Annotated in this window: 9 protein-coding genes and 1 tRNA gene; 3 read left to right on the top strand and 7 right to left on the bottom strand. The window is 61.7% G+C overall.

Annotated elements, in window-relative coordinates; translation table 11 throughout:
* Positions 1-8: 8 nt before the first annotated feature.
* Genes J8C06_RS00860 through atpC form a run of 5 tightly spaced genes read right to left on the bottom strand, consistent with a single transcriptional unit; the run spans position 9 to position 3,724 of the window.
* Positions 9-602 carry an HD domain-containing protein gene (locus J8C06_RS00860; protein ID WP_211428918.1) on the bottom strand — a complete coding sequence of 198 codons (594 nt, stop codon included), beginning with the start codon at positions 600-602 and terminating at the stop codon, positions 9-11.
* A 9-nt stretch (positions 603-611) separates the two neighbouring features.
* On the bottom strand, positions 612-1,073 hold the full coding sequence (locus tag J8C06_RS00855; protein WP_246602049.1) for an acyl-CoA thioesterase: 462 nt from the start codon (positions 1,071-1,073) through the stop codon (positions 612-614).
* The gene (locus J8C06_RS00850; RefSeq protein WP_211428917.1) at positions 1,066-2,508 is read right to left on the bottom strand and encodes a radical SAM protein; all 1,443 of its coding nucleotides are present in this window, start codon (positions 2,506-2,508) and stop codon (positions 1,066-1,068) included. Before J8C06_RS00850 ends, J8C06_RS00855 begins: the two co-directional genes overlap by 8 nt.
* Positions 2,501-3,289: a prolipoprotein diacylglyceryl transferase gene (locus J8C06_RS00845; RefSeq protein ID WP_211428916.1), complete on the bottom strand. Its 789-nt coding sequence runs from the start codon at positions 3,287-3,289 to the stop codon at positions 2,501-2,503. The genes J8C06_RS00850 and J8C06_RS00845 overlap by 8 nt, the downstream gene beginning before the upstream one ends.
* A gap of 15 nt (positions 3,290-3,304) precedes the next feature.
* Positions 3,305-3,724: an ATP synthase F1 subunit epsilon gene (gene atpC / locus J8C06_RS00840; protein ID WP_211428915.1), complete on the bottom strand. Its 420-nt coding sequence runs from the start codon at positions 3,722-3,724 to the stop codon at positions 3,305-3,307.
* A gap of 165 nt (positions 3,725-3,889) precedes the next feature.
* Here atpC and J8C06_RS00835 point away from each other — a divergent pair, with 165 nt between their 5' ends.
* Both J8C06_RS00835 and J8C06_RS00830 read left to right on the top strand, forming a co-directional pair.
* Positions 3,890-4,303, top strand: a complete 414-nt coding sequence (locus J8C06_RS00835) for an OsmC family protein (RefSeq protein ID WP_211428914.1) — start codon at positions 3,890-3,892, stop codon at positions 4,301-4,303.
* A gap of 57 nt (positions 4,304-4,360) precedes the next feature.
* Positions 4,361-4,435: transfer RNA gene (locus J8C06_RS00830), tRNA-Gly, on the top strand.
* A 113-nt stretch (positions 4,436-4,548) separates the two neighbouring features.
* On the opposite strand, the gene J8C06_RS00825 is transcribed toward J8C06_RS00830, so the two are convergent.
* A complete protein-coding gene (locus J8C06_RS00825; RefSeq protein ID WP_246602048.1) occupies positions 4,549-6,012 on the bottom strand; it encodes a S8 family peptidase in 1,464 nt (487 codons plus the stop codon).
* A 373-nt stretch (positions 6,013-6,385) separates the two neighbouring features.
* Here J8C06_RS00825 and J8C06_RS00820 point away from each other — a divergent pair, with 373 nt between their 5' ends.
* Complete coding sequence (locus J8C06_RS00820; RefSeq protein ID WP_211428912.1) at positions 6,386-9,370, top strand: sigma 54-interacting transcriptional regulator; 2,985 nt, start codon at positions 6,386-6,388, stop codon at positions 9,368-9,370.
* Positions 9,371-9,406: 36 nt separating this feature from the next.
* Here J8C06_RS00820 and J8C06_RS00815 read toward each other — a convergent pair whose 3' ends face one another.
* Positions 9,407-11,551: a serine/threonine-protein kinase gene (locus J8C06_RS00815; protein WP_211428911.1), complete on the bottom strand. Its 2,145-nt coding sequence runs from the start codon at positions 11,549-11,551 to the stop codon at positions 9,407-9,409.
* Positions 11,552-11,893 lie beyond the last annotated feature (342 nt).

Below are 11,893 nucleotides of genomic sequence, written 5' to 3'. Positions count from 1 at the left end.
GTGTGTTCTCAGGGCCGAGGTTCGGCTTGGGGCGCTGTGGACGATGCCAGATGTTCCAGTTCCCTGACCGTGCGTTCGAGTTCATTGACCAGCGCCGCTGGCTGACTGCCGGCAAAGACTTCGACCAGCGTCCGGTAGTACCACAACGTGCCGTCGCGCCGTCCCTCAAAGCGCGACCACAGGGCTTCACCGACCACCCGGTAGTCGGCCAGAATGGCGCGCGCGTTGTGAACCTTGTCGGCTAGCGACACCAGGCGTGAGGTGGCCGGACGAGTACGGAGGTGTGCCAGATAGGCTTCCTTGCGCGCGCGCCACGGCGGCTTGGGGATTTGGTCGCTGTCGGTGCAGTCATCCACGATGGCGGCCACCTGTGCGCCAAAGCGCCGCCGGATTTCCTGGCGGGTCGCATCGCCGCCCTGGTCTTCCACGGCATCGTGCAGCAGCGCGGCAATGGCCTGGTCTTCCGTTCCCCCGTGTTCCAGCACAAGGGCCGAAACCGAAAGCAGGTGCGCAATGTACGGCGTCGTGCCGCCTTTGCGTTTCTGTTGCCGGTGAAGGTGGTGGGCAAACAGGAGAGCTTCGTCGTAGCGTTCGCTGAGCATCGCAGTAAACTAGTCGCCTCCATGGCCGGGCGCGAGTTTGGACGCCAAGGCGGCTTGCACGCTTGGCGGCAAGCGGATGATGCGTCCGTGGGGATCGGTTGGCAAGTGCGTGGTTTCACCTGTCACCAGGCGCGTGCCGTCGGCAGTTCGCCAAATTTCGTAGGCAAAAGTTACCTGCCGCGAGCGCAGCGCCACCAGGCGCGTGACAACGCAGAGGTCGTCATCGTAGCGGGCGGGCGCGTGGTAGCGCACCTGCGCTGCGGCGACCACGAGCCGCAACCCGGCAGCTTCCAGCTCGCGGTAGGCGGCTCCGCAGGCGCGGCAGTAATCGGTGCGACCGATTTCCATCCAAACCAAGTAGTTGGCGTGATAGACCACGCCCATCTGGTCGGTTTCAGCGTATCGGACGCGAACGGGCGACACGACCGCCGCCGCGTCTTCAGGCATCGGCAAGCCACGGACACTAGACATATTCGGCTGATGGGGTATCCGGCAGTGCTGCCGCGTCGGGAAGCACGCCGCGGCGCAGCGCCACCAGCCGTGCTTCCCGTTCATCGCGGTAAAACAGGTTGAAGGTATCGAACGGGATGATCCGCCCGTCCGGGTGAACGATGTGGACGCACGACCGCTTCACCGAGCGGATGTCGAGGTTGTAGGCATCCATGAACTGCACGATAAGCAACCGGAAAACATTTTCATAGGTGAGTGTTTCCGGGACGCCGACCAACGGCAGGCAGCACAGCAACTGTTTCAGCGAAAGCGCCTGCGATGCCGGCGCATGCCCGGTTGAGAAGGTCTTGAACAAGTGCTCCCGAAACGCCGGTTGGCGCTCGTAGGTAATCGTGTTGCCTTCGCCATCGAGCAGCAGTTGGGGATCAATCAGGCCGGTCAGCGGAATGACTTCGCCGCCGAGCTTGAGCGCGTAGGCCATCGCCAGACAGTCAGGATGGCACGGCACGGGCAGGACATCCGCCGGCTTGAGCCACGGCACCTGCCGGAGCAGTTGCTGGCGCACTTCGCCCAGCGTGAGGCGGTCGCGGGCTGGGTCAACCCGTTCGGTTCGCCCGGCAACCTGGATGGGCTGCAAGGTCACGCCCCGGACGCACTTGTACTGTAGGGCAACGTTGACGATCGCGCCGATTTCATCGTCGTTGAGGCCTTTTTTGAGCGTGACGACCAGCGTGGTGGAAATGTTGAACCGGTCGAGGCGTTCGAGCGCGCGGTCATGGACGGTCCGCAAATCCATGCCGCGCAAGTCACGCAGGACCTCTGGGCGCAGCGAGTCGAACTGCAAGTACACCTCAAAACCCGGCATGTAGCCGGCCAGCCGTTCGACAAAGGCTTCATCCTGGGCGAGGCGAATGCCGTTGGTGTTGACCATCAGGTGCTTGATGGGACGGCGGCGGGCGGCATCGAGAATCTCAAAGAACGCCGGGTGGAGCGTTGGCTCGCCGCCGCTGATTTGCACGATGTCCGGCTCGCCTTCGTTGCGGACGACACAATCGAGCATGAACGCCACCTGCTCCAGGCTGCGGTAGGCCGGCCGGTGCGGCCCGGAGTCGGCATAGCACACCGGACAGGTCAAGTTGCAGTGGTCGGTGATCTCCACAATCGTCAGGCAGCCATGCTGTTCGTGGTCGGGGCAGATGCCGCAGTCGTAGGGACAGCCGTAGCGAATCGGCGTGTTGAACTGCTTGACGAGCTGGCCGGGTTTCAAAAAGTGGCGCTGCTGCTTGTAGAAGGCGGCGTCGGTTGAAATCAGCACCCGTTCGCGTCCGTGCGTGGGACAGAACTTGTGCATGAAGACGCGCTCGCCTTCGATGACAATCTTGGCTTCGACCTTGCGGTAGCACGTCGAGCAGATGGCGTTGGTCAGTTCATAGAACAGGTACGGACGATCAGCCACGGGGTGAGCCTCCTTCGACGGCCACAGTCGGCGTGGCCTGAGCACGATGCGGTTGCCGCCACAGGCTGACGGCTGCCGCCGCCATCCCCATCAACGCCACGGTCTGGATTCCTGTCAGTCCAAAGGGATACAGGAACGGCCGGGGCTTGATGAACTCTACGACGAACCGAAAGGCCAAATAACCCAGCAAAAACCAGCGAAAACGTGCGCCGGCCGGCGCTGGGCGCGATGGGTGATGTTCGAGCGCGAGGCCCAGCAAGACAAGATAGGCAATCTCGTAGAGCTGCGTCGGATGGCGGCGCAGCCCGTCGCCGAAATCCACGCCCCACGGCAGGCTGGTGGCAATGCCGCAGGTGCCGTCGGGTAGTCCGGTGAAGAAACAGCCAAGGCGTCCGATGGCCATGCCGACGATGAGCGGCACGACATAGGCATCGCCGGTTGCCTGCCGAACGCCGGTCAGGGTCTTCGCCACCTCGACGCCAACCCACCCGCCCAGCAGCCCACCCACGATGGATTTTCCCTGCAACCACACCAGCGGCTCGGCACGGAAGCGCCAGTACAGCGTCGGCAGCTCCAACCAGGCCACCAGCTTTGAGCCAAGCCAGGCGCCGGCCAGACAGCCCACCAGGATCCAAACCGCTTGCTCGGTCGTCAGCTCGCTCGGCGCGCGACGACGCGCGCGCAGGTACAGCCGAAACCCAATGGCGTAGGCCAACAGTTCAAAGACAAGGTGGATTGGGATGGTGCCCCACGGCAACCGAATGTCGTAAGGGAAGCTCATGGGGCGTCATTCAGGCTAACGCGACAGGTAACGCTCAGCCGTTTTGACCCGCACCAGCGCAGATTCAAGTTCGGCGCGCAGGCGCGAAAGGTCTTCATTGGGACGCTCCGACTCAGCCTGCTTGAGCGCCAACTCGGCTTCCCGCAAGTGCGCGCGGGCATCTTCGATGTCAATGTCTTCGGCAAGTTCGGCCCGTTCGGTCAGCACCGTCACCCGGTCGCTCAAGACTTCGACAAATCCCTGGGCGACAAAGGCCAGCGTTTCCTTGCCCTGCTGCCGGTACGTCAACAAACCGGCCACGCCAAGTTGCGACATCAGCGCCGCATGACCGGGGAGGACGCCGATTTCACCATCCAGGGCAGGTAATACAACTTCGTCCACCACCTGCGAGGGGAAGGCCCGTTCGGGCGTAACGATGTCAAGTGTGAGAGGCATATCCTTTGAAGCAGTCCCTTGTGTGCAAAACTAGGTATTGGGCGGCACGATACCAGTCCTTCCCCCGATTGGGAATTGGTTGCCGACTACCAGGCGATTGGCGGGCCAAGCTTGGTGTTGCTTGTCGCATTGACTGATGAATTCGTTGTATAGAGGAGAGCGTTCATGTCTGTTGAAATCACCGGCAAATACCTTGGCGCACTGCGCGTCGAAATGACCCACGGACCGTCGGGAGCCGTGCTTCAAACCGTTGCCCCAACGGATAACCAGGGCGATGGAAGCAGCTTTTCGCCCACCGACTTGGTGGCCGCAGCCCTTGGCTCGTGCATGATGACCCTGATGGGCATTGTCGCCCAGCGCGACAGCCTTGATCTTTCCGGCGCGCACTTCCGCGTTGTCAAGCACATGCAAACCACTTCACCGCGCCGAGTGGCGGCCCTGCCGATTACGTTCCACTTGCCGGGACACATCCCGACTGCAGCCCGTCCAAAGCTCGAACGGGCGGCCCTGACCTGCCCGGTCCACCACAGCCTGCATCCCGACATCGAGGCGAAGGTCGAGTTTCTCTACGACCTGTGAACGGCGTTGACAGGCGGTGGATGGCAGCGTATGTTCTGCTCTGTCCAACAAGGCTGCGCGGGCGTAGCTCAATGGTAGAGTACCAGCTTCCCAAGCTGGGTGTTGTGGGTTCGAGTCCCATCGCCCGCTCCACATCGAGCCAATCTGAAAAGTCAAAGCAAAACGAAACGAGGCGGACAGGCTTGTCCGCCTCGTTGCCTTACGTGAAGTGCGCTTATGCGTCGGCTTGTCTAGAACAAGCTGGTTTAGAAGTTGCGAAACAGCGCGTTGGCGTCCAGCGTCCCATTGCTCACGCAACGCCCGTTGAGCGAGGAAATCCGATAGACGCTGCTCATGATGTTGTTTTTGATGGTCAAGCCACGGGCTGAACGCCGAGCCGCGTAAAGCGCCACGACGCCTGTGACGTGCGGGGTTGCCATTGATGTGCCGCTCAGTGAGCCGTAACGGCTGGCCGGCAGCGTGGATTGAATGTTGGAGCCTGGCGCACCCAGATCAACACTGGTGCGACCGTAGTTCGAGAAGGATGACAGCGCACCGGTGCTCGTAATCGAGGCTACAGCGATAATGTGGCTGTGCGAGTAGCTGGCCGGATACGACGGGCGGGTGTCATTGTTATTCGATGAGTTGCCGGCCGCGGCGACGAACAGAATGTTCCGCGCCTGCGCCCGCGAAATCGCATCAAACAGCGCCTGTGAATAGCCGCCACCGCCCCAGGAGTTGTTCGTGGCAACGATGTCGAGGCCGTGCCGCACGCGCAGGTCGGTAAAGTAGTCAATGGCGCGAATCGCATTGGCCGTGGTACCACCTTGCGTGCCAAGGAACTTGCCGGAAATCATCGTCACACGCCAGTTGACGCCAACCACGCCAATCCCGTTGTTGCCAACGGCGCCAATGGTGCCGGCAACGTGCGTCCCATGCGAGTCAACGTTGGTTGAACCAGAGGCCGGGCCGTCATAAACCGTCCGGTCGTTGTTGGCGAAGTCCCAGCCATGCGTGTCATCCACGTAGCCGTTGCCATCGTTGTCACGCCCGTCAACCGGATCAAACGGGTTGACCCACATGTTGGCCTGTAGGTCTGGGTGATTGACCTGGATGCCTTCATCAATCACGCCAATGAAGATATTGCGCGAGCCGGTGCCGTTCGTAACGGAGGTTGACCAGACGGCCGCCGCTTCGCTGCCAAACTGGTTGCTCGTGCCCGAGCCAGTGTTGAAGCCGTACATGCCCCACAGTGAACCGTTCAAAAACAGGGGATCGTTCGGGCGCGCCGCTTGCAGCTTCGTGTAAATCCAGTTTGGTTCAACCGATTTGACAGCCGGGTTGTCTTTGAGGATTTCACAGGCCTTTTTGACACTCAGGCCTGGTGGCAAGGTGTCGAGTTCAACTTCACCAGCCGCGCGCCCGCCGTTACGCAGCGGCGTCCCGGCTTCGAGCGTGCGGCGATTCTCAGCCGAAAGCAGCGTGTTTGCCCGCGATGCGCCAACCAAGGCCCGCACCTGCATCCGGCTGCGCTCATCAGCATCTTCATAGTATTGAACGATGATTTGATTGGCGACATAGCGCGGCTCGCCTTCCACATCTACCGGATACTCATCGCCAGTGCTGCCACCTGCCGAAGGGGGCAGTGGCCGGTTGATTTGGCTAAAGGTGGTCGCCGTCAAGCTTCCAGCAAACAGTAGGGCAAACGCATAAACGAGAGACTTCTTCACGACCGGGATTCCTCCGTATGATTTGAGCGGAAATATCTGTGGTGCGCAGGTGGATGAATGCACTGTGCGCATTCTGACCCTAAGACAAGTTGCGTGCCAAACCTGACGTTTCTCGGCGCAGCGCCTGCCAACCGTGCCGCCAAGCGTCGCGCAGGGCATCCACGACCAAACGGAACCCTTGTGTTTTCAAAGATTTTCTCCGGCCCGATGGGAATGGACGAGGCGCGGGCTTGAGAAAAAAGCGACTTAACATTACCTTCATACGCTCTCACGCCAACCCGTCAATGGCCACTAACGTGTCAAACGACTTGCCGTCAACGTCATTGACAGCAAGTATCTTCACAATGGTTTCGGAGGCTGCCCTGTCGCCGCGATGCCTGATTTTACCCCGGTGAAGCCATCCCACCTTGGTCGCCAGGAGTGGCTGGCGACGCGACTTCAGCTTGAAATCAAGGCGCTTGACCAACAGGGTTCGCCGCTTGCACTCGAACGGCGCTTCGAGTTGGCCGAGGTGCTGGCCGATAACCAACGCTTTGAGGAAGCGGCGCAGGTGCTGGACGCCATCGTGGAACGCGCCCCGGAGACTGAGTTGGTGGGGCGAGTGAACCTCCAACGGGGAGACCTGTGCCTTCGACAACACAACATCCCACGCGCCATCCACGAAGCCAACCTGGCGCTCAAGCTGGGGGAGTCACGGGGTTCGGATGCCCTGATGGGTCGGGCTGAAGCCCTACTGGGGCGCATCTATGCCGCAATTGATGAGTACGCTATCGCCCGTGAGCATTTAGGGCGGGGCTTGCGCCGGCTCGAACGCCTGCGTGACATCCACGGGGTCGCCGAATGTCACTGGCAGCTTGCGGTCATCAACCAGCACGAAGGGCGCGGCGTTGAGTCACGCGAAGCGGCGGCGCAGGCCCTGGCGCTGCTGGAAGCCCTCCCCGGTGGATTGCCAGCCCAAACAATTGGACTCATCGGACAGTTGCTTGACCATCAGGCGTTCGTCGCCTTTGAGTCAGGTGAGCTGGCAGCAGCTTTGACGCTGTTGGAAAAAGCCATCGCGCACTGGGCGCAAACCGAAGACAAACTGGCGTTGGGCCGCGCCTATGACTTGGTGGCCGACGTGCGGATGTATGCCGGCAAGTGGCGGGAAGCGCAAGAGGCCCTGGGGCAAGCCATGTCCCTGGTCGCGGCCGACCAAGCAGCGGAAAGCCTGGTGCGGCGCACCGCGAGCCGGCTCCGCCTTTGGCAAGGCGACCTCGAGGCAGCCGAACGGCAGGCGCGGCTGGCTATTGAGCGGGCCTTGGCAGCCGGGCGGCCGGCAGCCGAGGCCGGTGGCTGGGAGGCGTTAGCCGAAGTGCTGCTCGCGCAGGGGCGCAGTGAGGAGGCCATCTCACTCTTTGAGCAGTCCACGCGGATCAATGCCAAGATCAATCGGATTGCGCGCTTGCCGGTCAGCCACTTGCGTCTGGCCGAAGCCTGCCTGGCAGCCGGCGATGCCACCCGCGCCGAAGCACACCTGCGCCGCGCGCGCGAACTCTTTGGCGATTCACCCAAGCTGCATGCCACGGGTTTTGCTTGCCGGCTGGACGGTGAACTGCACCTCACCCGCAACAACCCAAGTGAAGCGGTGGCGGCTTTCACCCAAAGCTTGTCCATCTTCGAGTCCGCCGGATTCGTCTATGATGCCGCCTGTAGTCACCTGGGGGCAGGACGGGCATTTTTGGCCCTGGCCAATGGAACGCGGGCGCGGATGCACCTGGAGTCAGCACAGCGGATCTTTGCCGAGCTTGGTGCGGCGCGGTGGGAAGCGCAGGCGGCAAAGCTCCTCGCTGAAACCCCACCGGTTGCGGCCGCACTTGCCTCTCCATCGGCAGCGCCCAGCCTGGATGCCCTGCTCATCGAGAGCCTGGTTGCCGCGTCCAGCTCGCCAGACTTACTTCTGCGCGAGTTGGCGATTCTACTCCGCGATGAGCTGCGCCTGAGCGCCGCGATTTTCGAGCAGACGCCCGATGGCATCCGGCTGCACGCCGGCAGCGCGCCCCAGGCAGAACGGATGCGGCGCGCGCTGGAAAGCAGCCTGCATGACGAGCGCTCCTTCCCAGACGACCTGACGGTGCGCCTGTTCAACGACGTGCGCCCCGGTGCGGAACTGTCCCCCATGCGGCGCTTTTTTCTCTGTGTTGCGGGCCGGATGCCGCCCAATGTGGTCACCACCCTCGAGGCGCTCGTCCACGTCGTGGAGTTCATCCTCGAGAACCACCGCCTGCGAAATACGGTGCGTGCCACACGGTCGGTCGTCAGTAGCGACTCAGCCACCAATCGGTTTGCCCACCTCGGATTGGTGGCGGAATCACCGGCGATGCTGGCCGTGCTGGAGCGCATCGAAAAAATTCGCTCATCGGATGTCACCGTGCTCATCACCGGTGAATCGGGGGTTGGCAAGGAATTGGTGGCGCGCGCCCTGCACACCACCAGCCGCCGCCGCGACCGGGTCTTTTTGCCGTTCAACTGCGCGGCCATTCCGGTTGAACTGGTCGAGAGCCGACTGTTTGGACACCGCCAAGGCGCGTTCACCGGGGCGAACAAAAACGCCCTGGGCATCATTCGCGCAGCGGCCGGAGGCACACTGTTTCTGGATGAGATTGGCGAGCTTGCCCTACACGTTCAACCCAAGCTCCTGCGGTTTTTACAGGAGCGTGAGATTCACCCCGTTGGGGACGAACAGCCCATCCGCGTGGACGTTCGGGTGATTGCGGCGACCAACCGCGATCTCGAAGCCGAAGTTGCCCACGGCCGATTTCGGGAAGACTTGTTCCACCGACTCAACGTCGTCCGGTTGCACGTCCCACCACTCCGCGCACGGCGGGAAGACATCGCGGCCCTGACCCGCCACCTGCTCCGGGAGTGCGCCAAGCGCGAAGGGAAGACGGTCTCCCTTTCTGAAGCAGCGCTTGAGCGCCTCAGTCGGCTGCCGTGGCCGGGCAACGTCCGGCAGCTCAAAAACGAAGTCGAGCGGGCGGTGGCGTTGGCCGAACCGAACGACATCCTGACCCCGGATCACTTCTCACCAGAGTTGTGGCTTTCCGCGCCGCCAATGCCAAGCGGAAGCCACCGTGCCGTGGCCCCGATGCCGGAGCCGCCGGCTGCTGCCGGACAGACGCTCTCCGAAGCAGTAGAAGCCCTTGAGCGCAAGATGATCAGCCGCGCCCTCGAGCGCCACCACGGTAACGTCACCCATGCCGCGCGCGAACTAGGCCTCACCCGGCAGGGACTCATCCTCAAGCGCCGCCGCTACGGACTCGAAAAAGAGTTCACCCGTGAACTGGATGGCGACAACGCCAAACTCATCAACTGGTGAACACAAGCCAGCCTTATCTCTCAGGGTAGGGGAAGATTACGCCGGCGGCAGTCCCCAGCGACGCACCGTGCCATCGGGCCCGCAAGACAGGGCATGGACACCGTCTGGGTGCAGCATCACATGGTGGACACGATCCGTGTGACCCGTAAAGCACATAATCTCGTGACCGCTTTCAACATCCCAGAGCCGAATCGTCCGGTCATCGCTGCCGGACAACAGGCGTTTGCCGTCAGCCGAAAGCGCCAGGCTGTTGACGTAGTTGCCATGCCCGACAAACACCTGGAGGGGCTTGCCGTCGTCCACTTGCCAGAGCCGGATGGTGGAATCGAGATTGACCGAGGCCACCTGCCGTCCATCCGGCGTAAAGACGAACTGCGACGACCCGTAGGGAATTTGCCCCACATCGAGGCGTTTGATCCGGCGGCGCGCTTCGTTTTCAGTGGCTTTCACCTGCTTGAACTCGCTTCCCACCAAACGTTGGCGGTCATCGGAAATGGCGACGCTGAGGGCGTCGTACGTCGTCTCGTCCGGCGGCAAATAAAGCAGTTGGCGGCCCACCTGCGCGTCCCAGAGGTGAATATCTCCCCGAACCGTGAGGACGATGACCGATTGCCCATCTGGGGAAAAGTTCGCGCAAGCAATCTCATCGGCATGTCCGGTGAAACGGCGTAGCTCACGTCCCGATGCGGCTTCCCAGAGCCGTACCGTTTTGTCTTGGCCGCCCGTCACAATCCACCTTCCGTCCGGCGAGAAGGCTAGCGTCGTGACATGCGCATGGCCAAACAGCCGCCGCAGTTCTCCCCCACTCTGGGCATCACGCAGACGCAGACTGTCATCCGCACCACTGAACACGGCAACTCGATTGTCAGGACTGAGCGCCACAGACCGCACCGGAAACATGCGCCCGGCAGCGAAACGGGTGATCTCTCGCCCATCTTCGGTTGAAAACATGCCAATGGTTTGGTCGCGCCGCGCCGAGTGGAAAAACCGCCCATCACGCGAGAAAGCAATGCTGTTGGGATAGGCATGCCCCGTGAAGACCGCAATCTCGCCGACTTTCTCGGCAACTCGCGCTGGGGCTGGCAATAACTTGGCTTCCAGTGGCGCATCCCGGTCAGCACCATTCGTGACTGCCGGAGAAACTTCGGCGAGCGGTGAGGTAACGATTTCGAGCGTCGAGGTCAAATCAAACAGCAGCGGGGTATATGAACCCTCCGCGGTCAGGGCCGGCAGCTTCATCGCGGAGGCGGGCGATGTGGGCGTGGCGCTTCCCAGCGTAAACTTTCCTGACGAATAGCCAAATGACGATTCTCCCATGGCGGCAAGCAACTCCTGGGAGAGTTCCTCAGCCGTCGGTCGGTTTGCCGGGTCTTTTTCGAGCGCGTGCAAAATCACGCGCTCGACCTCGATTGGAATCGCCGCGTTGTAGGCCCGGATGGGCGGCGGCGGATCGTTGACCTGCATCCACATGACAGCGACAAAGTCGTTGTCGGCTGACTCGAAGGGCAGTTTTCCAGAGAGCATTTGATACATCATGATGCCCAGGCTATAGACATCGGCCTTACCGTCATAAGGCTTGTTCCGCATGCGCTCCGGCGACATGTATTCCGGCGTGCCCATTAGGATGCCGGTTGCCGTCAGGTTGCGCTGGCCCGGTTCTTTGGGCGGACGGGCCAGCTTGGCAATCCCAAAATCAAGCACCTTGACAATCTCGCCGCGGCGGGTTTTGTGCAAGAAAATGTTGTCGGGCTTGATGTCGCGGTGGACGATACCGGAAGCGTGCGCCTCGGTCAGCACGTCACAAACGGGGACGATGATTTCCACGCAGCGTTCAAGGGGCAGAACGAACCGCTCCTGAAGCTCATCGCTGAGTGGCCGCCCATCGAGCAGTTCCATGACTAGGTAGGCGTAGCCATCCTGCGTAATACTGAAATCCAAAATGGCGACGGCGTTGGGATGGGAGACCGAGCAAGCGGATACGCCTTCCTGGCGAAACCGCTCGAGATTTTCCGGCGTGGTGTTGTGGACGTTGTTGTGCAGCACCTTGACCGCGACGGGGCGGTTGAGGTTCAGGTGCGTTGCGCGATACACCACGCCGAAGCCACCGACGCCGATCTTGGCATCGAGGCGATACTTGCCGTCGAGGGTGACACCGATGAAGGGATCGGGGATCGTTGTCAAGGTCTGGTGTCTCCACGAAACTGCTCTAGCTTGTGCGGGAGAGCGTCCTATTGTGCGCCAAACCGCGCAGCGTGACAACTACACTCACTTCGCAACCTGCAAAGAGAGTGTAGCAAAAATTCAGCCCCAATGCGTACTGGTACAGCTTGGCTCAAGGCGATACTCACCGCGCTGACAAAACGCGGTGGTGTGGACTTGGGCAACCGTTACCTGTGCCGTCGGCCACAGCGATCCGGTCGAGTGGAAACTCACCGGCCGCCGTTCGTGTCAGGTAGTACCTGTAAGCGTTTGTTCCCGCGCGGCGTTTCAGGCACTCGCCTGCCGGTCACACTCAGGTGGCGT

The organism is Chloracidobacterium validum (genome assembly GCF_018304825.1).
Taxonomy (GTDB): domain Bacteria; phylum Acidobacteriota; class Blastocatellia; order Chloracidobacteriales; family Chloracidobacteriaceae; genus Chloracidobacterium; species Chloracidobacterium validum.
This window is presented reverse-complemented; position numbering and strand designations above follow the sequence as displayed.